Here is a 27,000-nt window from a genome sequence, read left to right on the forward strand (position 1 = left end):
GAGCCGTTGCGTCCCGCTGACTAGAACCCGCGCAGGTCGTCCACCGGCAACGCCAGCTTGCCCCCGGTGATGCGCTCCAGGGTACGGCCCAGCACGTCAACGTTGTTGTCGAAACTGCCGTGCCCGGCATCGATCGTGATATCCGGCCGACAGGTGAAGACCTTGCCGGCCTCGATGACCTCGGTGCGTTTGTCCAGCCCGGCCTGCTTCGCGATCTGGCGCCAGTTGCCCAGCGCTTCGCCGGTGCTCGACGAGCCATCCCAGCCCTTGTAGGCAGGATCCATCACGTTGGCCAGTCCCAGGATCGGCGTGCGCACGTCCAGTTCCAGTGCGTTGGACACCAGGTACAGCAGCGACTTGCGATAGACCGCCGCGGTGTTGTCGTCGCGCTCGTTGCGGTCGGACAGGATGCCCAGGTAGAGCCTCTGCATCAGCGCCTCATGCGGGGCGTAATGACGGTTGGCGAACTGCACCGTACACGCCGGTGCATACAGGTGCACGGATGCGGTTTGCGCGGCCAGCCCGCGCGCGGCCAGCAGGTCGACCAGATAGCCGTGGAAAATCGAACCGGCCGAATGGCCGATCAGGTGGATCTCCAGCTGGTCGCCCCAGGTCTTAGCAAGGTTCTGCAGTGCCGTCACCAGCAGGTCGCCGCCTCGCGTGGGCAGGCTCGCGGCCTCGGCGTTTTCCTTCATTTCGCTCCAGATCGGGCGCGCCAGCGGACGGCCGATGGTCCGTTCGACCAGCATGTCGGTCGCATCGCTGATCTTCTCGCGGATGCCGCCGGCACGTGGCGGCTCGCGCCGGAACCTGTCGGCGAAGATATCGCCGATCGATTCGAGCATGCCGGTCTTCCAGACCATGAACAGCGGGTAGCAGCCGTTGCCGATGAAATACCGCCCCATCGCCCGTGCGCGTTCAATCGCCGATGCCTCGCTGTTGAGTCCGCCGTGGGCATAGATCACCAGTCGCTTGGTCGCCGCCTTCTGCTCGCGGAACCACTGGTCCGGCAGCGTGCAGGCTTGGAACAGCAGCGAGCGACTCATCTCGTCCTGGGTGAGGTAACGCGTCACCCGACCATCGTTGCCGAGCACCACGCTGTGCTCGTAGGCGGTGGCCTCGTCCCACCACAGGCTGCGATTGGCGCCGGCACGACCGCTGCCGCTCCTGCTGCCTGCCGCGAGTTGGCCGAGCACCACGCCCGATACGCCCATCGCCGCCACCCATGCGTCCATGCCGTTGGCCAGCCAGTCGGCGTAGGTCAGCACGGCGAAGCCGCCGCAGCCCCAATCCTTGCCCCAGGAATTTTGCACCACGAAGCCTTCGGTATTGAAGCCGACCAGTGCAAACGCATGGCCGTCATCCAGCGAGGGCTTGCCGTCGAAGGCGATCACCGGCAAGGCGTCGTGCCCGACCAGTTTCCTGCGTACGCGCGGCACATCCTGCCAACCCTGGTGCGTGTTCGCCGACACATAGATCGCCCCGACCTCGTGAATGGCCGCCTGCAGATCGCTGATCGCCTTGAGATCGATGCGGTAGTACACACCTAGCGTATTGGCGCTGGCGCGGGTGGCGTAACCGAACTTCGGCGGCCGCGAGTCCTCCCCGCGATACGGCCAGTCGGCCTCCATGCACACGCCATGGTGGTACCAGCCCTTCAGCGCACCGCGGCAGCTCGAACCCTCGTAGTTCTCGCCCGCGTATTCGTCGTAGCGGCGCGCGAAGTTGTAGAGCATGCGCGGACTGATCGAAGCCAGACCGGCCGGCATCATGCCCTTGCGCCAGCGCAGATAGTTGACTACACAGGCCAGGCCGAAGCCCGTGCACGCGCCCTCCTGTCCCTGGTCGAGGATCAGTCCGGCCCTGGTGTAAGCGGGAAGAAACTCGCCGATCTGCTCATCGGTCGGGTAACGGTCCGGCAGACTGACCGGCGGCGGCTGATAGGCGCGGTCACGCAGGTCGGCCGGATCCTTGCTGGCATCGAGCTTCGTCGCCGTGGCCGGCGGCGCGACCGCCGCGCCCCTGCGGGTCGCCCCAGCACGGATGCCGCGAGCGGCCGCCGGCCATACCGACGCGGCAAGCGTGAACACGCTGCGGAAACTGTCCAGCCCGTAGCTGCCGCCGTTGACCAGCTTGCGCGCGGCCGCGTAATTGTTCACTGCCAGTGCCGTACGCATCCGCTCGGCAGCGTGGGACAGGAACAGCGCCAGCAGCACCGCCGCCACTTCGGGGGCATTGGCCAGGTCCGGAAAGTCTTCGATGTCGACACCGATGAGTGCCGCATACGTGTGGTAATTCGCCCGCCCAGTCAGCTGCACGAAACCGCGCCCGCGATAACGCATGCCATCGCCGGGCTGCGTATTGCCCAACGACTTGCGTCCGTCATACGCGCTGAACGCCGGCAGTCCCGGCGTGGTGTTGAAGTGCGAGGGAAACTCGGCGATCGGCACGAAGCCCTCGCTCTCTGCGCGGATCGTGCCCAGCGCAGCGCAGATCATCGTACGATCATGCAGGCCCGCCGCGCCGAGTGCCGCCGCGACATACGGCAGGTAGCGCACGATGTTGGACTTCTTGGTCGCCGGGAACAGACGCTGCACTGCATCCACCGTGAGCGGCACCTCCATCGCCTGCGGCGACGCCATATCGAGCAGGCCCTGGCAACAGGGCCCGATCACCCCATCCGCCACCATGCCGATGCCGGCCTGCCAGCAGCGTGCCGCCGCATCGACCAGCGCATCGAAGCCATCCCCCGTCGCCAACCCCGGGAAATCGCTGGCGTCGCCACCAAGCGCCGCAGCCAGGCGCTTGCGCAGCGCCGCCACATCTTTCCCGGAAGTCCCCTTGACCAGCAGCAGTGTCGCCATGACCGTATCTCCCTCGTCCGTTGTGAAGGCTACGAAACACGGGCGCAGCATACGCTCCGGCCGGATGCCGTACACGCTCGATCAACAAGAACAGCTGTCTCGGCTCTGGAACGAAGTGGCGACAAAGTGGCGGCATATAGACGCGGCCTTGCTGCTTGGCCTGGTACAGCCGCTTGTCCGCCGCATCGATGAATGGCAGCAGCTCGTCGCCGTGGCTTGGGGTGACGGTGCACACACCGAGGCTGATCGTCAGCACGGGGCCGATCGGGGAGGGTTCGTGCGGGATCCGTTCGGCCAGGATCAGGTCGCGGCAGCGTTCGGCCAGTTTGCCTGCGGCGGCCTCGTCGGTTTCCGGCAGCACCAGCACGAACTCCTCGCCGCCGAAGCGGGCAAGCACGCCTCATGCATGCTGAAATCCGCCTCACCCCTGCCACAGGCGATCGCGTCGAACGCCTGGCTGGCCTGCTCCACGGTTTCCACGTGCTGCGCCACCGGATGCCGTGCGGCGAATTACGCTTCCGGTTCCGGCTGCATCTTCGCCAGCACCTCTTCCAGATCGGCGATCACCGTCTCCAGCGCCTCGTGCAGTTGTCCCTGGCGGTCCATCAGGTCGGCGAGCTTGTCCGCCTGCTTGAGCTTGGACAATTCGCCGTCGAACAGCAGCCACGCCGCCGTCAGCGCTTCCACATTGTTCTTCGAGTAATGCCGCATCTCCTTCAGCTGCGCCACCGTATCGACAATGTAGTCGGCCGGCGTCTTCGCATTTTCATCGGACATGGGACGGTTCCTCCTGGCAACCCCGGCGTATCGGGCCGTTTGCCCTGACGGTAGCGGCGCCGATGCGAAGTGCGAGTCAACGTCCTGCTCAGGACTCGTTGTCCGTCACGACCGCAGGGACGACGCGTGACGACACGTCGCGCGCCTAGCGCCAGCCGGCGTCGCGCGCCGCGCGCTCCTGTTGCGCATCGAACACATTGCCGCGCAGACGCGCGTCGACCGCGGCCTGCACCGCGGGCGGCAAGGCACTCGCCGCCTGGCGCAGTTCGCCGCCACCTTCCGACGGGGTCACTGCACTGAGCACGGGCAGCGCCCAGCCCGCACTCTCGTGGCAGGCAAGGCCGGCTCGCGCCGGCGGCGAGCGCAGCACGAAAGTGCGGCAGATGCGCCCGTCGGTACTGCGGAAACTCAGGCCGATGGCGACCGGGGCATTCACCTTCGGTTCGCTCGCCAGCGTCTCGTCGAGCGCGTGGGTCAAGGCGCCCGCGGCGAATGATTGGCCGCCCTGCATGCGTACCAGATCGCCGCCGGGCTGCCACCACCACAAAGCCACGGCGAGCAGCGCCACCGATGCGGCCAGCGCGGCGCCCGGCACAAACCAGCGACGGGTCGCGCGACGTCGAGTCGTGCCGATGCCACCCCCATCCACAGGTAGCACGCGCGGCGCGGCCGGTGTCGCTGCCTGCGCGGATTGCGGCTGCAGCAAGGCGGACAAACGCGCCGGCACCGGTTCATCGAGCACCGGATCGAACACGGCGCGTAGCTGCGCGCGCACGTCGCGCGCCTGCTGCACGCGGCGGGCGAGCACGGCGTCGTGCGCCAGCGCGGCGTCGACCCGCGCCGCACTCGGCGCGTCGAGTTCGCCGTCCACGTAAGCCTGCAAGGTGTCGTCGTCGATCAGGTTCATGCGTCTTTCCCAAGATGGGCCTGCAAGGTGGCGCGGGCGCGGGCCAGGCGGCTGGTGACGGTTCCCACCGGTACCTCCAGCAGCTCGGCGGCCTCGCCGTATGACATGCCCTCGACCAGCACCAGGGCCACCACTTCGCGATGGTCCGGCGGCAACGCCGCCAGCGCCATCGCCAGTTCCAGCTGCTGCGCGGGCTGTGCGCTGGCGCGGTCGGCGGTCATCTCGCCGGCTTCCTCGGGCGCGAACAGGTGTTGCGACCGGCCGCGCGCGCGCAATTCGTCACGCCAGGCGTTGCGCGCAATCGCGAACACCCACTTGTCCAGCGCGGCGTCCGGCCGCCACTGCGCGGCCCGGGCCAACGCGCGTTCCAGCACGATCTGCACCAGGTCGTCGGCGTCGGCGACCTGCCCTGCCAGCGCCCGCGCCAGACGGCGCAGGCGCGGCAACAGCGGGATCAGTCCTTCGCGTACGGCGTCGCTCGAATTCACGCATCACCTTCCATTACGTCCGGAGGGGAGGATTCCTTCCCTCGTGCGCATCGACGCAGTTCGAGGGCGTAAAGCGGACCAATGCTAGCATCCGGCTCCGTTGCTCCCGAGGTCGTCGATCATGTCCCTGCGCCGCCCGTCCGCCCTGCTCGTTCCGTTGCTGGCCATCGCGCTGGCCGTGGTCGGCGCGACGCCGGCGCGGGCGCAGGTACTGGGGCCGGTGCAGGGCCTGCCGAACGTGCAGGTACCCGGCGTGGGCCTGCCACGCGTGATTCCCGCCACGCCCTTGCGCAGCGTGGACGACCTGTTGCGCGGATCGCTGGCTCTCACCCGAAAATTGCAGATCGACGCGCTGCGACGCAGCGAACCCCGCCGCGTCGATGTCGATCCCCATGGCGCGCCGATCCTGCGCGGCGAATTTCTCGCCATGGGCCTGTCGGATGCGCAACGCGATGCGGTGCGGGCGCTGGGTTTCAGCGTGGATCGCGCGACGCCGGCAGACGCGACGCTGGGGCTGGATTTCGTGGTGCTGCACGACAGCCGCCATCGCAGCACGGCCCGAGCCATGCGCGCGTTGCAGCGTGCCGCACCGGACGCGACTTTCACCTACCAGCACCTCTACCTGCCGGCAGGCCATGGCGACCTGGCCCGCACAGCAAGCTCGGCGACTCCATCGTCCGGCGCAGCAGCGCGACGCGTGGGACTGGTCGATGGCGGCGTCGACCCGACCGATCCCGCGCTGGCACGCACGCACATCGAACGTCACGGCTGCAGCACGCCGAATCCTTCGCGGCACGGCACCGCGGTCGCCGCGCGCCTCGTCGATGGCGATCCGGACACGCTGTACGCCGCCGACCTGTGGTGCGGCGACGCGGTTGGCGGCGCCACATCGAATCTCGTGGATGCGCTCGCGTGGATGGCGCGCGAGCGCGTGGCGGTGATCAACATCAGCCTGGTCGGGCCCGACAACCCGGTGCTCGCGCGCGCGGTGCAGGCGATGATCGCGCGCGGCCACGTGCTGCTCAGCGCCGTCGGCAACGACGGGCCCGCGGCGCCACCGCTGTTCCCGGCGGCGTACCCGGACGTGATCGGCGTCAGCGGCGTCGACGCGCATGATCGCGTGCTGCCCGAAGCCGGCAGTGGCGACCAGGTGGACTTCTGCGCGTCCGGCGTGGTCGGCAGCGGCAGCGGCAGCGACGCGCTGCGCGGCACCTCGTTCGCGGCGCCGATCGTGGCGCGCAAAGCCGCCGGCTTGCTGGACGCGCCGCGCGAAGGCGCCGCGGCCCAGGTACAGCAGCATCTGGCCGGCGAAGCGCGCGACCTCGGCCGCCCGGGCCGCGACCCGCGCTACGGCGACGGCTTGCTGTCGCCCTGAATCTGAACAAAACCCGACCACCGCCTGCCGGCATGGAAGGATCTTCCCGGCGCGGACGTACAGGACCTTGGAAGCCGCGGATCCGCCGCCGGCAGGAGGTCCCCCCATGCGAAACACGACCCTCAACAACAAGTCCCTCAACATCGTCCTGTTCGCCGGCGCCCTGGCGCTGGCCGCGATGGTCCCGGCGCACGCCCAGATCCTGGGTGGCGGCGGCCTCACCGGCGGCCTCACCGGCGGGATGAACGGCCCGATCCATTCCACGATGGGCCAGGTGGGCGGCCAGATCGGCGGCTCCGCACGCGGCATGGGCAACCTGCATGCACCCGACATCAACCAGCGGACGGCCGCGCGACGCGCGGAGCGCCTGCGCCAGCGCGCCGCCGCGACCGCCGCTTCGGCGACGGACACCGCCGCGCGAGCCACCCGTCAGGTGAACGGCCAGGCCGCCGCTGACGCCGCCGCCGGCCTCACCGGTGCGGCCGGCGCCAGCGCCGGCAACAACAACGCTGCGCTGGACGGCGCGGGGCAACTGGGCTCGTCCGCCGCCGGCGCAGCCGATACCTCCGGCACGCGCCATGCCGTGACCGGCGCCGCAGGCCAGGTCGCCGACCAGTCGCGTTCAGCCGTCTCGACGGCCAAACGCGGCGCCCAGGGCGCACTGAACCGCGCGCAGGGCGCGGCCGGCAATGCATCCGCGAACGCGGAAGGTGCGGCCGACGGCTCGGCCACGGCCGGCCTGAGCGCAGCCCGCCAAGCCACCGCCAGCGGCACGCAGTCGGCGCAAACCGCCGGCTCGCTCGGCTCGGACGCCACCGGCAGCGCGTCGCAGGCAACCTCGGCCGGCGCCAGCGGCGCAAGCGGCGCAAGCCAGCCGTCGGGCAACACCGCGAGCCCGCAACCTGGCGGCCTGCTGCCGTCGACGTCCCATGCTGTGCGCGGCGCAGGAGACAAGACGATCGATGTGTCGGGTTCCGGCGCAGCCAACGGCAACACCAACGCCAACGCCAACTCGACCTCCGGCACCCGCGGCGCTGCCAACGCCGGGGGCCAGGCCAATGGCCAGGCCGGTGCCCACGGCTCGGCCCGCAACGGCATCTCCACCTCCGCGCAAGCCGACGGCGATGCCGGCGCCAGCGCGAACGCGCAGCAGCACTAAGCCAGCAGCACCGTAGAAACCAGGAGCCCCCGCAAGTGGGGGCTCCTTCCGTTCTGAAGATCAGAAGCTCTACTCACGCCCCCGCTTACGGGGGGAAGTAACTCACTCGCCAACGTAGCTACGCGGCACGCGCTTCAGTCCGCACAGCAGCTGGTACGCGCTGCTGTCGCAGTGCGTCGCCAGTTCGCTGATCGGTACCTGCCCGCCCCACAGTTCGACGCGGCTGCCGAGGCCGGCGGCGGGGTGGTCGGTGAGGTCGACGGTGAGCATGTCCATCGACACGCGGCCGACCAGTTCGCCGGGCCGGCCGTCGATGGCGACCGGGGTACCGTTGGGGGCGAATTGCGGGTAGCCGTCGGCGTAGCCCATCGCGACGACGCCGATGCGGCTGGGGCGTTGGGTGATGAAGCGGGCGCCGTAACCGATCGGTTCGCCTGCTGCCAGCTCGCGCACGCCAATCACCTTCGACTCCACCGTCATCACCGGGCGCAGGCGGTCGGCGACCGGATGTGGGCCATTGAATGGCGTAGCGCCGTACAGCATCAGGCCCGGCCGCGCCCACTCGCCTTGCGCGCTGGGCCAACCGAGCAGCGCGGGGGAATTGCCGAGGCTGGTGGGCAAGTGCAGCTCATCGCACACCTGGTGGAACAGCGCGCGCTGCTCGTCGGTGCGGGTGCAGTCGAGTTCGTCGGCGCGGGCGAAGTGGGTCATCGCCACCACCTCGCACACGTGCGGCATGGCCTGCAAGCGTTGCAGGCTGGCGCGGTAGTCCGCCGCAGCCAGGCCGAGCCGGTGCATGCCCGAATCGAGCTTCAGCCAGAGGGTAAACGGCTTGGATGGGCGTGCGCGTTCGATCGCGTCGATCTGCCACTCGGCTTGCACTACGCACCACAGGTCGTGGGCGTCGATCAGTGCCAGTTCGTCGGCTTCGAAGAAGCCTTCCAGCAGCAGGATCGGGGCGCGGATGCCGGCCTCGCGCAGTTCCAATGCTTCCTCGATGCAGGCCACCGCGAAACCATCAGCTTCGCTTTCCAGTGCCTGCGCGCAGCGCACGGCACCGTGACCGTAGGCGTCGGCCTTGACCACGGCCAGTGCCTTGCGTCCGCCCAGCTCGCGAGCCAGGCGGTAGTTGTGGCGCAGTGCGGCCAGGTCGATCAAGGCACGTGCCGGGCGCATCAGGCATGGACTCCCGCGGTGGGGCGCGTACTGTAGCGCGAGATGTCCAGGCCCTCGCTGCTGATCTGCGGTTTGCGCCCCGCGATCAGGTCGGCCAGGTAGCGGCCGGAACCGCAGGCCATGGTCCAGCCCAGGGTGCCGTGGCCGGTGTTGAGGTAGAGGTTGTCCAGCCGGGTGGCGCCGACCACCGGCGTGCCGTCCGGAGTGGCCGGGCGCAGGCCGGTCCAGAAGGTGGAACGGCTCAGGTCGCCGCCATGCGGGTACAAGTCGCTGACCACTTTTTCCAGGGTGGCGCGGCGGCGCGGCGACAGCGACAGGTCGAAGCCGGATACCTCGGCCATGCCGCCGACGCGGATGCGCTGGTCGAAGCGGGTCACCGCCACCTTGTAGGTTTCGTCGAGGATGGTCGAGGTGGGCGCCATCGCCGGATCGGTGATCGGCAGGGTCAGCGAATAACCCTTCAGCGGGTACACCGGCAGGCGCATGCCCAGCGGCGCCAGCAGCTGCGGGGAATAGCTGCCCAGCGCCAGCACGTAGCGGTCGGCGCGTTCGACCCGGCCATCGATGCGCACGCCGGTGAGGCGGCTGCCGTCGTGTTCGAGTTTTTCCACGGTGGCGCCGAAGCGGAACTCGACGCCGGCCTCCTGTGCCCGCGCGGCGAGCCGGCGGGTGAACAGTTCGCAGTCGCCGGTCTGGTCGTTCGGCAGGCGCAGCGCGCCGCTGAGCTGGTCGACCACTCCGGCCAGCGCCGGCTCCACCCGCACGATGCCGGCGCGGTCGAGCAGCTCGTACGGCACGCCGTACTGCTTGAGCACGGCGATGTCCTTGGCCGCGTCGTCCAGCTGTGCCTGGGTGCGGAACAGCTGCACGGTGCCGAGCTGGCGGCCTTCGTAATCCAGCCCGGTTTCGGCGCGCAATTCGTCCATGCAGTCGCGGCTGTATTCGGACAGGCGCACCATGCGCGCCTTGTTGATCGCATAACGGTTGGCGGTGCAGTTGCGCAGCATCTGCAGCAGCCACAGGTATTGCTGCGGGTCGAGGCCGGGGCGGATCGCCAGCGGTGCGTGGCGCATGAACAACCACTTCAGCGCCTTCAGCGGCACGCCGGGGGCGGCCCATGGCGAGGCGTAGCCGGGCGAGATCTGGCCGGCGTTGGCGTAGCTGGTTTCACGTGCCGGCGCGCTTTCGCGATCCACCACGGTCACTTCGAAACCGGCGCGCGCCAGATACCACGCGCTGCACGTTCCGATCACGCCGCTGCCCAATATCAATACCCGCATCTCGCTCCCCTTCCGCCGGTTGGCCTGCGGGCCAGCCGCAGGAATGATCCCGACAAGTATAGGAACGGTCGACCAATCTTATTTTCTGTCTTTTGCCATATTGACGGGTAAAATCACTGCAAGATTGGCAATCGCTGGTGAGCCCATGGCGGTAAAGAAGCGGGAATTCGACAAAATCGACCGGAAAATTCTCCGGGTGTTGCAGGACGAGGGGCGGATCTCGTTCACCGAGCTGGGCGAGCGGGTTGGCCTGTCCACCACGCCGTGCACCGAGCGCGTGCGCCGGCTGGAACGCGACGGCGTGATCACCGGCTACCACGCGCGACTCGACCCGCACATGGTCGGCGCCGGCCTGCTGGTGTTCGTGGAGATCAGCCTGGCGTACAAGTCGGGCAACATCTTCGAGGAATTCCGCAACGCCGCGCTGCGCCTGCCCAACGTGCTGGAGTGCCACCTCGTCTCGGGCGCGTTCGACTACCTGATCAAGGCGCGCATCTCGGGCATGGCCTCGTACCGCAAGCTGCTCGGCAACACCTTGTTGACCTTGCCGAACGTGCGCGATTCGAAAAGCTACATCGTGATGGAAGAGGTCAAGGAAACGCTCAGCCTGCCGGTGGGCGAGCGCGGCGGGCGCAGCGAAGCCGACGCCGCGGGGTAGCGGGAAACCGACCCATCGCCCGAAACGGACAGACCCCGCATGGCGGGGTCTGTCGGCGCGACGCAACGGTGTGACAGCGATCAGGCGAACGGATCGTCCAGCACGATGGTGTCGTCGCGGTCCGCGCCGGTGGCGACCAGGGCCAGGCGGCAGCCGGAGAGTTCCTCGACCGCACGCAGGTAGGCACGCGCGGCGGGCGGCAGCTGGTTCCAGTCGCGGATGCCGGCGGTGGATTCCTGCCAGCCGGGGAACTCCAGGTAGACCGGCTTGCACTCGTCCCAGCCGTCCGCGTCGAGCGGCGCCAGTTCGCGGCGCTTGCCCCGGTATTCGTAGGCGATGCAGACCTTGACCGTGTCCAGGCCGTCGAGCACGTCGAGCTTGGTGATGGCCAGGCCGTTGATGCCGTTGATCTGGGTGGCACGCTTGAGCGCAACCAGGTCGATCCAGCCGCAACGGCGCGGGCGGCCGGTGCTGGCGCCGAACTCGTTGCCCTTCTTGCGCAGCAGCTCGCCCATGTCGTCGTGAAGCTCGGTCGGGAACGGACCGCTGCCGACGCGGGTGGCGTAGGCCTTGCAGATGCCCAGCACGTAGTCGATGTCGCCCACGCCCACGCCGGTGCCGGCGAGCGCGCCGCCGATCGTGGTGTTGGATGAGGTGACGTACGGATAGGTGCCGTGGTCGATGTCGAGCAGCGCGCCCTGCGCGCCTTCGTACAGGATGTTGCCACCGTCGCGGCGCACGTCGTGCAGGATGGTGGCGACGTCGTCGACCAGCGGACGGATGTACTCGCCCCAGGCCAGCGCGTCCTTCAGCACGGCGTCGTAGTCGACCGGTTCGGCCTTCAGCCACTGGGTGAGGATGAAGTTGTGGTACTCGACGGCGGTCTTCAGCAGCGCCGGCAGCTCGTGCGGGTACATCAGGTCGGCCACGCGCACGCTGCGGCGGGCGACCTTGTCTTCGTAGGCCGGGCCGATGCCGCGGCCGGTGGTGCCGATCGCCTTGCCGCCGGCGGCGATCTCGCGCGCCTTATCCACCGCGATGTGATACGGCATGATCAGCGGCGTGGCCGGGCTGATCTTGACGCGCGAACGCACCTCGACGCCGTTCGCTTCGAGCTCGGCGATTTCGGTCATCAGCGCGGCCGGCGACAGCACCACGCCGTTGCCGATCAGGCACAGCGCGTCTTCGCGCAGGATGCCCGAGGGAATCAGGTGCAGCACGGTCTTCTTGCCCTTGATCACCAGGGTGTGGCCGGCGTTGTGGCCGCCCTGGAAGCGCGCCACGGCGCTGACCCGCTCGGTCAGCAAGTCGACGATCTTGCCCTTGCCCTCGTCGCCCCACTGCGCACCCAGAATGACTACTGACTTGCCCATGCTGCATTACTCCGAGATGTTCTCGCTCAGGTTTGTGGCGTCCCGTCGGCGGGACCACACGTATCAATGAAAAAACTGCAACAGCACCAGACCGACCGCCATCGCACCGGCGCCGAACAGCCGCAAGCTGCGCGGCGGCAGCTTCAGCGCCTCGCGCACCATCGCCTGCCAGCCTCGCGGCGCCGCGAACAACAGCAGGCCCTCGATCACCAGCATCAGGCATAACGCGGCAGCCAGCTGGTGCATCGAGGTTCGACTCAGCGTTTCTGCGCGGGCTGTTCGAAGTAGCGCAGGAACTCGTCGTCGGGCTTCATGATCAGCACGCCCTTGCCATCCTCGAACGAAGTACGGTACGCGGCCAGGCTGCGATAGAACGTGAAGAACTCAGGGTCCTGGGTGTACGCCTGCGCGTAGATGGCGGCGGCTTCCGCGTCGCCCTCACCCTTCACCTTGGCCGCGTCGCGCTGGGCATCGGCGCGCAGCACCTGGCCCTGGCGGTCGGCGTCGGCCTGGATCGTCTCGGCCGATTCCTGGCCGGTGAAGCGCAGTTCGTTGGCCAGTTGCAGGCGCTCGGCGCGCATGCGCTTGTACACCGATTCGCTGACCTCGTTCGGCAGGTCGATGCGCTTGATGCGCACGTCGACCACGGCGATGCCGAGGTTCTTGCGCGCCGAGGCGTCGGTCTGCGCACGCACGCGTTCGGTGATGTCCTTGCGCCCGCCGGAGATCAGGTCGGGCAAGGTGCGCGCATTGAACTCGAAGCGCAGCGCGTCCTTCACGATCGGGGTCAGCCGCTGTGCCGCCTGCAGCTGGTCGCCGCCGGTGGCGCGGTAGTACGCGGCGTTGTCGGCGACGCGCCACTTCACGTAGAAGTCGACGTTGACGCTCTTCTTCTCGGAGGTGAAATAGCGCTCCGGCGGCGCGTCCAGCGACAGGATGCGCTTGTCGAAGTGCATCACCTGCTGCATCACCGGCAGCTTGAAGTGCAGGCCCGGCTGGTAGTCGGTGCGCACGATGCGGCCGAACTGCAGCAGCAGCGCGCTGTGCCCTTCGCTGACCACGAACATGCTGTTGAGGCCAAGCAGGACCGCCAGGATTGCGACGACGATGGAACCGATCTTCATCATGGCTGCGCCCCCTTGTCGGCCGCATTGCCGGTCGGCGGCGACACCACCGCGCCGGTCGTGCCCGCGTCAGGCTGCACCGCGGTCGGCGAGCCCTGCAGTGCCGGCAGGTTGATGATGTTACGGCCGTTGGAGCCGTCGATCACCTTGGGGTTCTTCGCCATCACCTGTTCCATCGTTTCCAGCCACAGCCGCTTGCGGGTCACTTCCGGCGCGGCCTTGTACTGCTTCAGCAGCAGTTCGAAGCGGGCGGCGTCACCGGTGGCCCGGGCGACGCGCTCGGCCTTGTAGCCGGCTGCCTCGGCGGCGATGCGCGCGGCATCGCCGCGTGCCACCGGCACCACCTTGCTGGCGTAGGCCAGGGCGGCGTTTTCGATGCTCTGCTTGTCTTCGCGGGCGTTGTTGACGTCGTCGAACGCGTCCTTCACCTCGTTCGGCGGCGCCACGTTCTGGAAGCTGACCTCGGTGACGCGCAGGCCGGAGTCATAGGTGTCCAGCGTTTTCTGCAGGGTTTCCTGCGCCTGGGCGACCAGGCTGGCACCGGCGGCGGACAGGATCTGGTCCATGTCGCTGCTGCCGATCACCGAGCGCACGGCGGCTTCGGCGGCGGCGCCGATGGTGCCGTCCGGGTCGTTCAGCGAGAACAGGTACTTGCGCGAATCGTCCACCTGGTACTGCACGGTGAAGTCGATCGTGATGATGTTCTCGTCCTTGGTCAGCATCGCCACCTTGTCGGTGACCGAGCGGATCCGCGTGGCCTCGACCTTGGTGACCGACTCGATCGGCTGCGGCAGCTTCAGGTGGAAGCCCGACGGCAAGGTACGCGAGAACTCGCCGAAGCGCAGCACCACGCCGGCCTGGCGCGCGCCGATGATGGTGTAGCTGCTGAACAGCAGGCCGACCGCCAGCACCACCGCCACGCCGGTGAGAATGCTGCCGGGGCCCTGCCCCATCTTGCCCAGGCGCTTCCTGGCGTTGTTGAGCAGATCGTCCAGCGGCGACTTGCCGCCCTGGCGATTCCTGTTCCACGGATCACGTTGCCCGTTGTTGCCGGGTTCATTCCATGCCACGAGTCAGTCTCCTAGGGGCCGTCGGGAGGCCGGCAACCACGGCCGGAACACGCGTTGCACCGGGTTACACATGAGATTCAGCCAAAGCTGTCGGAGTGCCGCGCCAGCCGTCTTTCGGGGCCGCGCAAACACCGGGGATTCTAGCAGAGCGCGGCTGGCGCCGCGCGTGGTGTGCTGGCGTCATTCCGCCACAGCCAGCAGTTGACGCAGCAACTGGGTCTCGGTCGGGTCGCCGCCGCTGATCGGGGCGATCACGCTGCGCGGCGCGTCGATGCGCAGCTGCCAGCCGTGTTCGTCCACCGTCTCGCCGGTGATCGCACCGGCCGCCTTCAACCGCGCATGCAGGCGCCCAGCCGACAACGGCAACTGCAGCTCCGACTGCACCCGCTCGCCGCCGAGCAGCTCGCCCAGCGCCTGGCGCAGCAGGCCCAGCCCGGCACCGGTGGCGGCGGACAGCCACACCCGCACCGGTTTGCCGGCGCCGTCGCGTTCGATCCGCGGCTCGGCGCCGGCCAGGTCGATCTTGTTCATCACGTGCAGCTGCGGCACGTCGCCGGCTTCGATTTCCTCCAGCACCTTGTCGACCACGCGATGCAGGCGATCGCGCTCCTCGTCGGCAGCGTCGCTGATATGCAGCAAGAGGTCGGCATCACGCGCCTCGGCCAGGGTGGCGCGGAACGCGGCGACCAGGTCATGCGGCAGCTCGCGGATGAAGCCGACGGTATCGGCCAGCACGGCCGGGCCGCAGCTGAGATCGTCCAGCTTGCGTACGGTGGGATCCAGCGTGGCGAACAGCAGGTCGGCGGCGTAGACGTCGCCGGTGGTCAGCGCATTGAACAAGGTCGACTTGCCGGCGTTGGTGTAGCCGACCAGGGCCACGCGCGGCACCGTGTTGCGCAGCCGCGCGCGGCGTTGCTGGCCACGCTGGGTCTGTACCTTTTCCAGCCGCTTGGTGAGCATCTTGACCCGCTCGCCGAGCAGGCGACGGTCGGTTTCCAGCTGGGTTTCGCCGGGACCGCGGTTGCCGATGGCGCCGCCACGCTGGGCGTCCAGATGGGTCCAGCCGCGCACCAGCCGGGTGGCCAAGTGCTTCAACTGGGCCAGCTCCACTTCCAGTTTGCCTTCATGCGAACGGGCGCGCTGGGCGAAGATGTCCAGGATCAGGCCGGCGCGGTCGACCACGCGGATGCCCAGGTGTTTCTCAAGGTTGCGTTCCTGCACCGGGGTCAGCACGTGGTCGACCAGCACCAGGTCGGCCTCCAGCGCACGCGCCGCTTCGGCCACCTCGTTCGCCTTGCCGGTGCCGATGTAGTAGCGCGGGTTGGGATCTTCGACGCGGGCGCTGATCACGCCAAGCACCTCGGCCCCGGCGGACTTCACCAGCTCGGCGAATTCCTCGGCGCGACGCGCGGTATCGCCTTCGCCGCGGGAGTGCGGCAGAACCAGGACGGCGCGGTCGCCTTTCTTTTGTCTATCGAACACTAGTGGGTGTGATCCTCAGGAGCAGACCCACTTCATGCGGGCGGACCGCTCCGCTATCAAGCGTCCGCGTCGGCGGATGTGGCCGGCGCGTCGGATGGATGGTCGTGGCCTTCATGGCCGTCGTGGCCATTGCCGATACGTACGTTGCGGCTCGGCACCACAGTGGAGATGGCGTGCTTGTAGACCATCTGGCTCACCTGGTTGCGCAGCAACACCACAAACTGGTCGAACGACTCGACCGTCCCCTGCAATTTGATGCCGTTGACCAGATAGATGGCTACCGGCACGCGTTCGCGCCGCAATGCATTCAGAAACGGATCCTGCAACGACTGCCCCTTGGACATTTCTTGTTCTCCCCTTGCCACGGACAGACCGGAGAAAAAACGCCGACGGCGCCCCGGTCCAACATGCTGGGATGTTAGCTGCTTTCAAATACTTGATGAAAGAAGATTTTTGCGCCGTGCAAGTGCACTGGGTCACGCTGGCAACGCTGGCCCGCCCGGGCCGTCCAGAAACAGCTGTACCGCCGCCGCGGCACGGGTGGCCAGATCGGGCTGATCCGGATCGAACAGACGGGTGCCGTAGTCGCTGCGCAGCCAGGTGATCTGCCGCTTGGCCAGCTGGCGGGTGGCGTAGATGGCGCGGTCGCGGAACTCGGCCGGATCGGTCAGGCCGTCCAGGTGTTCCCACGCCTGCCGGTAGCCGACCGCACGAATCGCCGGCAGGTCGGCGTGCAGGTCGCCGCGTGTCCGCAGCGCGCGCACCTCGTCCAGAAAACCCTCCGCCAGCATCGCGTCGAAACGTCGGGCGATGCGCTCGTGCAGCACGCGCCGATCGGTCGGCAGCAGCGCCAGCTTGAGCACCCGCCACGGAAAATGCGCCGCTGTCCTGCCGCGCTGCAATTCGGACAGCGGCCGGCCGGTCAGTTCGATCACCTCCAGTGCGCGCTGCAGGCGTTGCACGTCGTTGCAGCCGATCCGGCTGGCAGCGGCCGGATCGAGGCTCGCCAGTCGCGCATGCATGGCCGGCCAGCCCAGTTGCTGCGCTTCGGCGGCCAGTCGCACGCGGGTGGCCGGGTCGGCTTCCGGCAGATCGGACAGCCCCTGCTGCAACGCGCGAAAGTACAACCCGGTGCCGCCGACCAGCAGCGGCACCCTGCCCCACGCGCCGATCCGCTGCATCACCGGTAGCGCATCGGCGCAGAAATCCGCCGCCGAATACGGCTGGCCGGGATCGCGGATGTCGACCAGCGCATGTGGGTAGCGCGCCAGCGTCGCCGGGTCGGGTTTCGCCGTGCCGATGTCCATGCCGCGGTAGACCAGCGCCGAATCGACGCTGACCAGATCCAGTGGAAACCGCTCGCTCAGCTCGCATGCCAGCGCGGTCTTGCCGGAGGCGGTGGGGCCCATCAGGAAGATGGCGAGGGGGCGGCAGTCGACGGGCATGCGCACATTGTAAGCAGAGCGATGCCGTTTCACCTCGATACACGCTGTATCACAGCTGCTACAGGTTGCGCCGCGCGGCGCACCGGTTCTGCCGCCATGGATGAAGCCGGCAGCCACTCGTCACGATGCCCGCGTCTTTGGCATTGCCGTTGCTTCAGCCAGGGCATGGGGAATGGCCGAGGGAGAATCGCCGTGTACGCACCGCTCTGGCACAAGGACAACCACGAGTTCTGGTATGTCGTCTGCATCGTGATCAGCGTCGTCTTCGCGCTGGTCTACCGTTCGCTGCGCGAGCGGATGTTCTGAACGGCAGATGCACCAGAGCCCGCGTCGATGACGCGGGCCCTGGTGCTTGCGCGAACGAGCGGCTTACTTCGCCGGCACGCCCATTTCCTTCAGCAGGTTGTCGGCGTGGTCGAGGTGGTGCATCACCCACAGCATGTAGCGCACGTCGACCTGGATCGAGCGGTTGAGCTGCGGGTTGAACAGCCAGTCGCCGCTGACCGACTCCCAGTTGCCGTCGAACGCCAGCCCGACCAGCTGGCCGTTCGCGTCCATCGCCGGCGAGCCGGAGTTGCCGCCGGTGATGTCCAGGTCGGCCAGGAAGTTGACCGGCAGCGTGCCCAGCTTCGGTGAGGCATAGCCGTCGAACGCCTTCGCCTTGATCGCGGCCAGTTCGGCCTTCGGCGAATTGAACGGCTCGACGCCGGTGTCCTTCTCGACAATGCCCTGCGCGGTGGTGAACGGTGCGTAGCTGACGCCGTCCCGCGGCGCCACGCCCTGCACGTTGCCGAAGGTGACGCGCAGCGAGCTGTTCGCGTCCGGGTAGACCGGCAGCTTCTGCGAATCCTTCCACGCAATCATCGCCTGCATGTAGCGCGGGCGCAGCTTGCTCATCTCGCCGTCGCGGGCATCGGATGCGTCTTCCAGCGTCTTCAGCTGCGGCTGCACCGCGCGGGCGAGCTTGAGCATGCTGTCGCTGCTGGCGTCGATCGCCTTGCTGTCGGCGTTGAACCACTTCAGGCGCTCGTCAGCGTTGCCGAGCTTGCTGCCGGCGTACAGCGCGGCGACCTTTTGCTTCAACTGGGCCTCGGTCTTCGCGCCACCGAGCCAGGCGTCCAGCGCGGACAGACGCTGCGCCTGCGGCAACGCCACGTAACGCTTGAGGCCGTAGACCATGAACTGCTGGTCGACGCCCGGATCAAAGCGGCGGTCCATCTGCTTCAAGCCACCCTCGATGCGCACCCAGTCGCGCTGCTGGTAGCCGGCATCGCGCGCGAGATCGGCCTTCGGCCGCTCCTTTGCCAGATGGGTCAGGCGCACCGCCGTGCTGAACAGCGACGCGCGCGTTACCAGGCCGATGGCCAGGTCGCGTTCGCGCGTGGCCTGGTTGGCGGCGATCTGCTGGCGCAGCTTGCCGACGTCGGCCGCCAGCGCGGTGTTCTCGGCGCCGCCCTGCTGCTTCAGCCAAGCCTCCAGCTGGGCTTCCTGCGCCCGCTTCACGTTCACCGCATCGGCGCGATGCAGGCCTTCAAGCTGGCCGCCGAAGTTCTTCAGGTAGTTGTTCAGGCCGGCGACCATGCTGGCGTACTTCACCGCCACCTTGGGATCGGCCTTGCCGGCGGTGTTGATGATGTTCAGCGTGTCTTCGTACACCTTGATCTGGGTCGGGTAAACCCAGTCGATCGAACTCTGCACTTCGTCGGCGAGGCGGTAGCGGTTGGTGCGGCCCGGGTAGCCGACCACCATCACGTAGTCGCCCGCCTCCACGCCCTGCGGGTTCACCTTGAGCACGTGCTTGGGCTGATACGGCACGTTGTCCTTCGAGAAGGCGGCCGACTTGCCGTCCTTCGAGACGTAGGCACGCAGGTAGCCGAAGTCGCCGGTGTGGCGCGGCCACATCCAGTTGTCGACGTCGCCGCCGAACTTGCCGATCGACCCCGGCGGCGCGTAGACCAGGCGCACGTCCTTGATCTCCAGTTGCCTGATCAGCTGGTAGCTGTAGCCACCGTGAAAGGTGTAGACGTCGCAGCGGTAGCCTTCGCTCTCGCAGGCCTTGACCTGCTCCTTGATCGCCAGCTCGATCGCCTTGTAGCGCTCGGCGCCGCTCATGCCGTCATTGAGCTTGGCGGTGATCGCCTTGGTGACGTCGCGGATTTCCTCGGTGACGAAGATGCGCGAGGACGGGCCGGCAGAGAGCTCATCCGCCTGGGTCTTCGCCAGGAAGCCCTTCTCGATCAGGTTGTTTTCCGGCGTGGAGTTCAGCTGCAGCGCGCCGTAGACGCAGTGGTGGTTGCTCACCACCAGGCCTTCCGGCGAAACGAACGAGGCGGTGCAACCGCCCAGGCTGACGATCGCGCCCATCGGATAGGCGGTGAGGTCGGTCAGCGTCTTCGGGTCGAGCTTCAGGCCGTGCTGCTGCAGCGTGGCAGCGATGCCCGGCAACTGGGCGGGCTGCCACATGCCTTCGACGGCATGGGCGGACGAGATGAGGCCGATGGATACGGCGGCAGCGAGCAATAGACGACGCACGGGAATCTCCTGATGAAAAATCTGCCCGCGAAAGCGGGCAAAAGGATGACGCAATAACTTGCGACTTATGCCCGACCCGGACGGCCGCGGCATATGCCGCAAGTCATGCCTGCGACATTCAGCGCGCCGGCACGCCCAATTCCTTCAGCAACTGCGGCGCCGGATAGACCTTGTCCATCAACCAGCGCATGTAGCGCATGTCGACGTGGATCGCGCGCTTGTAGCGCGGGTCGAACATCCAGCTGGCGCTGACCGCTTCCCAGTTGCTGTCGAAGTTGAGGCCGACCAGCTCGCCCTTCGCATTCAGCACCGGCGAGCCGGAGTTGCCGCCGGTGGTGTCGAGGTTGCTGAGGAAGTTCACCGGCATGCTGCCGGACTTTGGGTCCAGGTAGCCGGCGTAGTCGGCTTTGGCGATCGCGTCCAGCAGCGGCTTCGGCGCATCGAACGGCGCGATGCCGGTGTTCTTTTCGACGATGCCGGCGGTGCTGGTCAGCGGCTCGTAGCCCACCGCGTCGCGTGCCTTCAGCGGGGTGACCTTGCCGTAGCTCACGCGCAGGGTGGAGTTCGCGTCCGGATACACCGCGCGGCCCTGCTGTTCGCGATAGGCGATCAGCGCCTGCATGTAGGCCGGACGCAGCCGCAGCAGCTCGCCGTCGCGCGCCTTGCGTTCGTCGTCGATGCGCAGCAGCGCGGGCTGCAGCTTCGCGGCCAGCTGCAGCAGGCTGTCGTCGGCCGCGGCCAGCGCCGCCGCGTCGGCATCCATCCAGCGCAGACGCTGCGCCTCGTCGCCCAACTTCGTGGCGGTGTAGACGCGATCCAGCGTGGCCGCCAGCTCGGCCGGGGTGCGGCCGAACGCGGCATCGAACTCCGCCACGTGCTGCGCGGCGGGCAGTTGCTGATAGCGGATCAGCAGCGCCGTCAGCAGGCGCTTCTCGACGGCCGGATCGTAGCGGCGCTGGACCTGGCGCAGGCCGCCGGCGATCAATTCCTCGTCACGCTGCTGGTAGCCGTTCTCGCGCTCGGCGTCGGGCTTCGCGCGCTCGTGCGCCAGCCGCTGCAGGCGCAGTGCCGAGCGCATCAGCTGGGTCTGCGACTGGATCAGGCCGAGCAGGAGATCGCGCTCGCGGGTGGCGTTGCCGTCGGCGATCGACGCCATCGCCGCGTCGATCTGCGGGCGCAGTGCCTTCGCCGTGCCCTGTTTGTCCAGCCAGGCCAGCATCGCCGCTTCGTCCTTTTGCCGCACGGCGACTGCATCGCTGCGCTGCAGGCCTTCCAGCTCGCCGCTGTAGCGTTTGATGCCGTTCTTCAGCGACTGCAACTGCGACGCGTAGCGGATCTTCGCCTGCGCATCCGCCGTGCCGGCGTCCTCGATCACGTCCTGCAGCTGCTTCATCGCCGCCACCGCCGCAGGCAGGCGCCACTGCACCTGGTCGGCGAACTCGGCGGCGCTGCGATGGCGGTAGGTGGTACCGGGATAGCCGGCCAGCATCACGAAGTCGCCGGCGTTGACGCCTTCGCGGGCGATCTGCAGGTGCGCGGGCGGCGTGTAGGGTTTGTTGTCCTTCGCATAGTCCGCCGGCTTGCCGTCCGGCCCGACGTAGGCGCGCAGCACGGTGAAGTCGCCGCTGTGGCGCGGCCACATGAAGTTGTCCACTTCGTCGCCGTAGTTGCCGATCGCGCGCGGCGGCGCGTAGACCAGCCGCACGTCGCGCAGCTCCAGCTGCTTCACCAGGTAGAAATCGCGGCCGTAGAACATGTTGGCGACGCTGCAACGCATACCGGCTTCGCGTTCGCAGGCGGCGACCAGCGCCTTGCTCGCCGCATCCACCGCGTCATAGTAGGCGCGGCCGGTCTTGCCGCGGGCGTGGGCCAGCACCTGGTCGGTAACCTGGTCGAAGCCGACCGTGACGCGCAGGCGGAAGTCCGGATTGGCCGGCAACTCCTCGCCGCGATTGGCCGCCACGTAGCCCTGCTCGATCAGGTTGCGCTGGGCGTTGCTGTTGTACTGGATCACACCGAAGGCGACGTGGTGGTTGGTCAGCACCAGACCCTGGTCGCTGACGAAGGCTCCGGTGGCGCCACCGACCTTGACCACCGCGCTGAGCGGCGGCCGGGTCAGGTCGGCCAGCGCGGCAGGATCGCCCTGATAGCCGGCGGCCTTCAACGGCTGGCCGATCGACGGCAGTTGCGACGGCATCCACATGCCCTCGTCCGCCTGTGCCAAGGGGCTCAGCGACATCGCCACCGCGGTGGACCACAGCATCCTTTTCAATCGCATCGAAACCGCCCTCGTGAGCAATCGCATAAACTTGCGACCATAGTTTGCCGAGGCGCCCCCGGCAAGATGCCGGCCTGAAAGCCGCCACCCGCGACCACGCTCTATAATTGCCGTTTCCCCGCCCGCTTCGCGGGCCAACTGATGGATTCCCCATGCCGCAGACGATGAAAGCCCTGGTCAAGCGCAAGCCCGAACAGGGCATCTGGATGGAAGAAGTGCCGCTGCCGCAGGTCGGCCCGAACGAGGTGCTGATCAAGATCGAGAAGACCGCGATCTGCGGCACCGACCTGCACATCTACAAGTGGGACGAGTGGAGCCAGCGCACGATCAAGCCGGGCCTCACCATCGGCCACGAGTTCGTCGGCCGCATCGCCGAGATCGGCCCGGGCGTGACCGGCTACAAGATCGGCGACCGCGTCTCGGCCGAAGGGCACATCGTCTGCGGCCATTGCCGCAACTGCCGTGCCGGCCGCCAACACCTGTGCCCGAACACGATCGGCATCGGCGTGAACCGCAACGGCGCGTTCGCCGAGTACATGACCATGCCGGCCTCGAACCTGTGGCCGATCCCGGACCAGATCCCGTCCGAGCTGGCCGCGTTCTTCGACCCGTACGGCAACGCCGCGCACTGCGCGCTGGAATTCGACATGATCGGCGAAGACGTGCTGATCACCGGCGCCGGCCCGATCGGCATCATCGCCGCCGGCATCGCCAAGCACGTGGGTGCGCGCAACGTGGTGGTCACCGACGTCAACGACTATCGCCTGAAACTGGCCGCCGACATGGGCGCCACCCGCGTGGTCAACGTCACCAACCAGTCGCTCAAGGACGTGATGAAGGACCTGCACATGGAGGGCTTCGACGTGGGCCTGGAAATGAGCGGCAACCCGCGCGCGTTCAACGACATGCTCGACTGCATGTACCACGGCGGCAAGATCGCCCTGCTCGGCATCCAGCCCAAGGGCGCCGGCATCGACTGGGACCGGGTGATCTTCAAGGGCCTCACCCTGCAGGGCATCTACGGCCGGCGCATGTACGAGACCTGGTACAAGATGACCCAGATGGTGCTGACCGGCTTCCCGCTGCAGAAGGTGCTGACCCACCAGATCCACATCGACGACTTCCAGAAGGGCTTCGACCTGATGGACGCCGGCACCTGCGGCAAGGTCGTCTGTTCCTGGCATTGAGCCACGGGACAGCGGCCAGTCGCTGCACGAACCCGAACCACTGACCCTGATCGCTCGCAGCCTGCCTGAAGGTCGCGGGCGGTGTTCCCGCGTTAAGCCCAGTCGCGGTAGATTCCGTTAACGGCCTGGGTGAAGCGGGCCAAACCAAGCCATTCAGCATTTCCAGGGAGTCGGTATGTCCGGGTCGAGCTTGTCGCGGCTGCGCGTGTCCTTGCGTGCAGCCTGGGGTTCCGCACGCACGCATGCGCAGACGCTGAGCCATTCGCCCCGCGCCCGCCGCTTCGCCGCGATCGCCGCCGCCGTGTTGCTGATCTACGCCCTGCTCGGCTTCCTTGCTGCCCCGCCGCTGCTGCGCAACTACCTGCAGAACCACTCCGCGGAAATGCTGGGACGGCCGCTGAGCCTCGGCCAGGTGCGCTTCAATCCGTTCACGCTGAACCTGCGGATTCGCCAACTGCACCTGCCCGATACGGACGGCAAGACCCCGTTCGTCGACATCGACCAGCTCACGCTCAACGCGTCGTGGGGCTCGCTGTTCCGCCTGGCGCCGGTGCTGGACGAACTGCGGCTCGATCAGCCGCGGATTGCCATCACGCGGGGCAAGGACCAGCGGTTCAACTTCACCGACCTGATCGAGCGCTTCACCGCGAAGCCCTCGCCGGCGGACAATCAGCCGGCGCGTTTCTCGCTCTCCAACATCAGCGTCCACGGCGGCGACATCCGCTTCGACGACCGCCTGCTGGGCGCGCAGCACCACGTCGAGAAGCTCGAACTGGGCATCCCGTTCCTGGCCAACCTGCCCAGCTCCACCGACATCTTCGTGCAGCCGCTGCTGGCCATGACGGTCGACGGCAGCCCGTTGCGCATCGACGGCCAGACCAAACCATTCGCCAGCAATCGCGAATCGACCATCGGCTTCCAGCTCGACCGGCTCGACCTGCCGCGTTACCTCGCCTACGTGCCGACGGCGATGCCGGTGGCGATTCCCAAGGGCCTGCTCAGCGGCAAGCTGTCCCTGCACTTCGTGCAGACGCAGCCGACGCCGCAGCTGCAGCTCACCGGCAACCTGCAACTGGACGACTTCGCGCTCGACAGCAACCGTGGCGAGACCATCGCCAGGCTGGGACACGGCGACATCGAACTGACCGACGTGCAGCCGCTGGCCTCGCGCTACCACCTCGGCGCGATGAAGCTGGAACGTGCCGCGCTGTTCTACACACAGCATGCCGGCGGCCACAGCAACTTCGATTCGCTCATGCCGCCTCCGACCAAGGCCGATGACAAGACGCCGCCGACCGATCTGCGTATCGCCGTGCTCACGCTGCAGAACAGCACACTCAGCTACACCGACGCCAATCAGGCCAAGCTGCAGTTGACCCAGCTGCACGGCAGCCTGCTCGGCTTGGGCACACTCGCCGGGCCGCCCGCCAAACTCGATCTGGCCAGCCAGCTCGCCGGTGGCAACCTCAACGTGCGCGGCGCGGTCGATCTCGCCGCCAGCCACTATGCCGGTGCACTCGAACTGAAACAGGTGGCACTCGTGCCGCTGCAGGCACTGGCCGCCTCCGCCACCGCAACACGCATCGCCAAAGGCAAGCTCGATGCCAGCGGCCAGCTGCGCCTGGACTGGGGCAAGGCATTCAACCTGCACATCGAGCCGGCCCAACTCGGCATCAGCGACTTCGCGCTGGAACCGCAGGCCAAGGGGCTGCCCGCACCGGTGGCCTGGCGCAAGCTGGATGCCGGCATCACCCGCCTCGACCTGGCTACCCGCAACGCGCAACTGGACAAGGTCACTGCGCACGGTCTGCAGGTCGACGCCGTGCGGGAGCGCGACGACCGGATCAACCTGACCAGCCTGTTCGCCGGCAAGCACGCCGCGCCTGCCAGCCATGACGAAGGCCCGGCCTGGCGTTGGAGCATCGCCCACCTCGGCCTCGAACAGGGTTCGCTGCGCCTCACCGATCGCAGCATCGAGAGCGCCAAGCCGACATCTCTGCTCATCGACGCACTCAACGGCAGCATCGACGAGCTCAGCGACAAGCTCGATCGGTCGAGTCGGGTCAAGCTGGAAGGCCGTATCGGCAAAGGCAGCTTCGCCACCGCCGGCACGCTGCAGCCGCTGCCCACGGTGGCCGACCTGCAGCTGACCACCAAACGGCTGGACATCGCCGGCTTCGTACCCTACGCCAGCGTGCCGCTGAACGTGGATGTCACCAGCGCCCGCCTCAGCAGCGACGGCAAGCTGCACTACGACGGCCGCCGGTCCGAACCCCGCTTCGACTACGCGGGCAACGCCGCGTTCGAGCGCGTGCGCATGCAGGACAAGCTCACCGGCGACGACTTCATGCGCTGGCGCTCGCTGAGCGGCTCGCGCATCGACCTGCGCTACGGCAACGGCACGCCGCGCGTGCATCTGGGCGGCTTGGTGCTGGATGCGTTCTACGCGCGCGTCATCGTCAACAGCAACGGACGTCTGAACCTGTCCGATGTGATCGCCAACGGCGAGCAGGCGCCGGTATCGGTGACCCGCGCCGCGAACAACGCACCGGCGGCGCCGCAGCCGGTGTCCAGCGCACCCACGGCACCCGCCGCGGACATCCATATCGGCGAGGTCACCCTGGCCAATGGCCAGCTCAACTACACCGACAACTTCATCAAGCCCAACTACACCGCCAACCTCACCAGCCTCACCGGCAGGATCGGCGCGTTCGGCACCACCGCCGGCGAACCGCCTGCCGAACTGGTGGCGCAGGCCAAGCTGGACGATGCCTCGCCGGTGGACATCAGCGGCAGCATCAACCCGCTGCTGCCGGTGGCCTTCCTCGACATCAAGGGCAAGGCGACCGACGTCGAGCTGACCCGGCTCAGCACTTACTCCGGCAAGTACACCGGCTACCCCATCACCAAGGGCAAGCTGACCGCCGACGTGCACTACTTGCTGGACCAGGGCAAGCTCAACGCCGACAACCACATCTTCATCACCCAGCTCACCTTCGGCGAGCGCATGGACGGCCCTGGCGTGTCGCACCTGCCGGTGAAGCTGGCGGTGGCCCTGCTGAAGGATACCGAGGGCAATATCGACGTGAACGTGCCGGTGTCCGGCTCGCTGGACGATCCGCAGTTCAGCCTCGGCGGCATGATCATGCGCGCGTTCGGCAACCTCATCGCCAAGGCGGCCACTGCGCCGTTCCGTCTGCTCGCTTCCGCGTTTGGCGGCGGCCACGAGGATCTCGGCTACGTCGAATTCGCGCCGGGCTCGGCCGTGCTGGATGGACCCGCCAAGGACCGCCTCGGCCAGATCGTGCAGATGCTGGGCCGCAAGCCCGCGCTCACCCTGGACATCAGCGGCCGGGTGGACCCGTCGCTGGACGAAGCGGGCCTGCGCAAGGTGACGGTGGACGACCAGATCCGCCGCGAAAAGCTGACCAAGGAATCGGGCGACAAGATCGCCGCGGACGCCTCGGCGACGACGCTGGCTGAAGTAACCGTGACGCCGGATGAACACGAGCGCTATCTGCGACGCGCGTACCGGCACGCCGACTTCGAAAAACCGAAGAACGCCCTCGGCCTCAGCAAGTCGCTGGAACCGGACGAAATGCGCAGCCTGCTGGAAACCCACGTGAACGCGGACGCCGCCGCGATGCGTGCACTGGCCGAGCGCCGCGCTGCCGCCGTACAGGATTGGCTGCACGGCAAGCTGGACGACAAGCGAATCGCGATCAAGCCGCCCAAGCTCGACGCCTCGGGCATCAACGACAAGGGCAAGAGCACGCGCGCGGATTTCGGCCTGCACTGATCGCTGCATAACGCGTGCGCATGCGC

At 67.7% G+C, this 27,000-nt stretch carries 20 protein-coding genes and 1 pseudogene; 5 read left to right on the forward strand and 16 right to left on the reverse strand.

All coding sequences use genetic code 11. The features are described from left to right. Window positions 1-20: 20 nt before the first annotated feature. From ASG75_RS03785 to ASG75_RS03800, 5 genes and pseudogenes are all read right to left on the reverse strand, one after another. Entirely contained in the window at window positions 21-2,864 is a 2,844-nt protein-coding gene (locus ASG75_RS03785) for a C1 family peptidase (protein ID WP_056385841.1), read from the reverse strand. A 202-nt stretch (window positions 2,865-3,066) separates the two neighbouring features. Further along, window positions 3,067-3,261, reverse strand: a pseudogene (locus tag ASG75_RS16600) (diguanylate cyclase); the annotation flags it as partial. Between the two features lie 113 nt (window positions 3,262-3,374). Beyond that, the gene (locus tag ASG75_RS03790; protein ID WP_056385843.1) at window positions 3,375-3,641 is read right to left on the reverse strand and encodes a hypothetical protein; all 267 of its coding nucleotides are present in this window, start codon (window positions 3,639-3,641) and stop codon (window positions 3,375-3,377) included. A 145-nt stretch (window positions 3,642-3,786) separates the two neighbouring features. Then, window positions 3,787-4,548, reverse strand: a complete 762-nt coding sequence (locus ASG75_RS03795) for a hypothetical protein (protein WP_056385845.1) — start codon at window positions 4,546-4,548, stop codon at window positions 3,787-3,789. Beyond that, entirely contained in the window at window positions 4,545-5,036 is a 492-nt protein-coding gene (locus tag ASG75_RS03800) for an RNA polymerase sigma factor (protein ID WP_056385847.1), read from the reverse strand. The genes ASG75_RS03795 and ASG75_RS03800 overlap by 4 nt, the downstream gene beginning before the upstream one ends. 121 nt (window positions 5,037-5,157) lie before the next feature. On the opposite strand from ASG75_RS03800, the gene ASG75_RS03805 reads away from it, so the two are divergent. Then, window positions 5,158-6,411: a S8 family serine peptidase gene (locus ASG75_RS03805; RefSeq protein WP_056385849.1), complete on the forward strand. Its 1,254-nt coding sequence runs from the start codon at window positions 5,158-5,160 to the stop codon at window positions 6,409-6,411. Between the two features lie 106 nt (window positions 6,412-6,517). Further along, window positions 6,518-7,570, forward strand: a complete 1,053-nt coding sequence (locus tag ASG75_RS03810) for a hypothetical protein (RefSeq protein ID WP_056385851.1) — start codon at window positions 6,518-6,520, stop codon at window positions 7,568-7,570. 102 nt (window positions 7,571-7,672) lie between these two features. On the opposite strand, the gene alr is transcribed toward ASG75_RS03810, so the two are convergent. Both alr and ASG75_RS03820 read right to left on the reverse strand, forming a co-directional pair. After that, window positions 7,673-8,746 carry an alanine racemase gene (gene alr, locus ASG75_RS03815; protein ID WP_056385853.1) on the reverse strand — a complete coding sequence of 358 codons (1,074 nt, stop codon included), beginning with the start codon at window positions 8,744-8,746 and terminating at the stop codon, window positions 7,673-7,675. After that, window positions 8,746-10,026: a D-amino acid dehydrogenase gene (locus tag ASG75_RS03820; protein WP_056385855.1), complete on the reverse strand. Its 1,281-nt coding sequence runs from the start codon at window positions 10,024-10,026 to the stop codon at window positions 8,746-8,748. Before ASG75_RS03820 ends, alr begins: the two co-directional genes overlap by 1 nt. Before the next feature lie 145 nt (window positions 10,027-10,171). Between ASG75_RS03820 and ASG75_RS03825 the strand changes: the two genes are divergently transcribed. Further along, the gene (locus ASG75_RS03825) at window positions 10,172-10,684 is read left to right on the forward strand and encodes a winged helix-turn-helix transcriptional regulator (RefSeq protein WP_056385857.1); all 513 of its coding nucleotides are present in this window, start codon (window positions 10,172-10,174) and stop codon (window positions 10,682-10,684) included. Window positions 10,685-10,764: 80 nt separating this feature from the next. Here the strand turns inward: ASG75_RS03825 and ASG75_RS03830 are convergent, their stop codons facing one another. From ASG75_RS03830 to ASG75_RS03870, 9 genes are all read right to left on the reverse strand, one after another. Further along, window positions 10,765-12,057 (reverse strand): adenylosuccinate synthase, encoded by a 1,293-nt coding sequence (locus ASG75_RS03830; protein ID WP_056385859.1) that lies wholly within the window; start codon window positions 12,055-12,057, stop codon window positions 10,765-10,767. 63 nt (window positions 12,058-12,120) lie between these two features. Further along, on the reverse strand, window positions 12,121-12,318 hold the full coding sequence (locus ASG75_RS03835) for a DUF2065 domain-containing protein (RefSeq protein WP_235580160.1): 198 nt from the start codon (window positions 12,316-12,318) through the stop codon (window positions 12,121-12,123). Then, a complete protein-coding gene (gene hflC, locus ASG75_RS03840) occupies window positions 12,315-13,181 on the reverse strand; it encodes a protease modulator HflC (protein ID WP_056387000.1) in 867 nt (288 codons plus the stop codon). Before hflC ends, ASG75_RS03835 begins: the two co-directional genes overlap by 4 nt. Further along, window positions 13,181-14,251, reverse strand: a complete 1,071-nt coding sequence (gene hflK, locus ASG75_RS03845) for an FtsH protease activity modulator HflK (RefSeq protein WP_056385863.1) — start codon at window positions 14,249-14,251, stop codon at window positions 13,181-13,183. The genes hflC and hflK overlap by 1 nt, the downstream gene beginning before the upstream one ends. A 180-nt stretch (window positions 14,252-14,431) precedes the next feature. After that, window positions 14,432-15,733 (reverse strand): ribosome rescue GTPase HflX, encoded by a 1,302-nt coding sequence (gene hflX / locus ASG75_RS03850; RefSeq protein ID WP_056385865.1) that lies wholly within the window; start codon window positions 15,731-15,733, stop codon window positions 14,432-14,434. 56 nt (window positions 15,734-15,789) lie between these two features. Further along, window positions 15,790-16,077, reverse strand: coding sequence for an RNA chaperone Hfq (gene hfq, locus ASG75_RS03855; RefSeq protein WP_056385867.1), 288 nt, complete (start codon window positions 16,075-16,077; stop codon window positions 15,790-15,792). Window positions 16,078-16,209: 132 nt separating this feature from the next. Further along, window positions 16,210-17,178, reverse strand: coding sequence for a tRNA (adenosine(37)-N6)-dimethylallyltransferase MiaA (miaA, locus tag ASG75_RS03860; protein WP_056385869.1), 969 nt, complete (start codon window positions 17,176-17,178; stop codon window positions 16,210-16,212). A 369-nt stretch (window positions 17,179-17,547) separates the two neighbouring features. Beyond that, a complete protein-coding gene (locus ASG75_RS03865) occupies window positions 17,548-19,710 on the reverse strand; it encodes a S46 family peptidase (RefSeq protein WP_056385871.1) in 2,163 nt (720 codons plus the stop codon). A gap of 118 nt (window positions 19,711-19,828) precedes the next feature. Beyond that, on the reverse strand, window positions 19,829-21,988 hold the full coding sequence (locus ASG75_RS03870) for a S46 family peptidase (RefSeq protein WP_082547484.1): 2,160 nt from the start codon (window positions 21,986-21,988) through the stop codon (window positions 19,829-19,831). A 152-nt stretch (window positions 21,989-22,140) separates the two neighbouring features. On the opposite strand from ASG75_RS03870, the gene tdh reads away from it, so the two are divergent. Continuing rightward, window positions 22,141-23,175, forward strand: coding sequence for an L-threonine 3-dehydrogenase (tdh, locus tag ASG75_RS03875; RefSeq protein WP_200935589.1), 1,035 nt, complete (start codon window positions 22,141-22,143; stop codon window positions 23,173-23,175). A 175-nt stretch (window positions 23,176-23,350) separates the two neighbouring features. Beyond that, window positions 23,351-26,974 carry a DUF748 domain-containing protein gene (locus ASG75_RS03880; protein WP_056385875.1) on the forward strand — a complete coding sequence of 1,208 codons (3,624 nt, stop codon included), beginning with the start codon at window positions 23,351-23,353 and terminating at the stop codon, window positions 26,972-26,974. Window positions 26,975-27,000: the final 26 nt, after the last annotated feature.

The sequence above is a fragment of the Rhodanobacter sp. Soil772 genome, from assembly GCF_001428385.1.
Taxonomy (GTDB): domain Bacteria; phylum Pseudomonadota; class Gammaproteobacteria; order Xanthomonadales; family Rhodanobacteraceae; genus Rhodanobacter.

What these genes read in the sequence shown, in the direction of transcription:
- ASG75_RS03785 (WP_056385841.1), bottom strand. Translation starts at nt 2,864, where the DNA reads ATGGCGACACTGCTGCTGGTCAAGGGGACTTCCGGGAAAGATGTGGCG.
- ASG75_RS03790 (WP_056385843.1), bottom strand. Translation starts at nt 3,641, where the DNA reads ATGTCCGATGAAAATGCGAAGACGCCGGCCGACTACATTGTCGATACG.
- ASG75_RS03795 (WP_056385845.1), bottom strand. Translation starts at nt 4,548, where the DNA reads ATGAACCTGATCGACGACGACACCTTGCAGGCTTACGTGGACGGCGAA.
- ASG75_RS03805 (WP_056385849.1), top strand. Translation starts at nt 5,158, where the DNA reads ATGTCCCTGCGCCGCCCGTCCGCCCTGCTCGTTCCGTTGCTGGCCATC.
- ASG75_RS03810 (WP_056385851.1), top strand. Translation starts at nt 6,518, where the DNA reads ATGCGAAACACGACCCTCAACAACAAGTCCCTCAACATCGTCCTGTTC.
- alr (WP_056385853.1), bottom strand. Translation starts at nt 8,746, where the DNA reads ATGCGCCCGGCACGTGCCTTGATCGACCTGGCCGCACTGCGCCACAAC.
- ASG75_RS03820 (WP_056385855.1), bottom strand. Translation starts at nt 10,026, where the DNA reads ATGCGGGTATTGATATTGGGCAGCGGCGTGATCGGAACGTGCAGCGCG.
- ASG75_RS03825 (WP_056385857.1), top strand. Translation starts at nt 10,172, where the DNA reads ATGGCGGTAAAGAAGCGGGAATTCGACAAAATCGACCGGAAAATTCTC.
- ASG75_RS03830 (WP_056385859.1), bottom strand. Translation starts at nt 12,057, where the DNA reads ATGGGCAAGTCAGTAGTCATTCTGGGTGCGCAGTGGGGCGACGAGGGC.
- hflC (WP_056387000.1), bottom strand. Translation starts at nt 13,181, where the DNA reads ATGAAGATCGGTTCCATCGTCGTCGCAATCCTGGCGGTCCTGCTTGGC.
- hfq (WP_056385867.1), bottom strand. Translation starts at nt 16,077, where the DNA reads ATGTCCAAGGGGCAGTCGTTGCAGGATCCGTTTCTGAATGCATTGCGG.
- miaA (WP_056385869.1), bottom strand. Translation starts at nt 17,178, where the DNA reads ATGCCCGTCGACTGCCGCCCCCTCGCCATCTTCCTGATGGGCCCCACC.
- ASG75_RS03870 (WP_082547484.1), bottom strand. Translation starts at nt 21,988, where the DNA reads ATGCGATTGAAAAGGATGCTGTGGTCCACCGCGGTGGCGATGTCGCTG.
- tdh (WP_200935589.1), top strand. Translation starts at nt 22,141, where the DNA reads ATGCCGCAGACGATGAAAGCCCTGGTCAAGCGCAAGCCCGAACAGGGC.
- ASG75_RS03880 (WP_056385875.1), top strand. Translation starts at nt 23,351, where the DNA reads ATGTCCGGGTCGAGCTTGTCGCGGCTGCGCGTGTCCTTGCGTGCAGCC.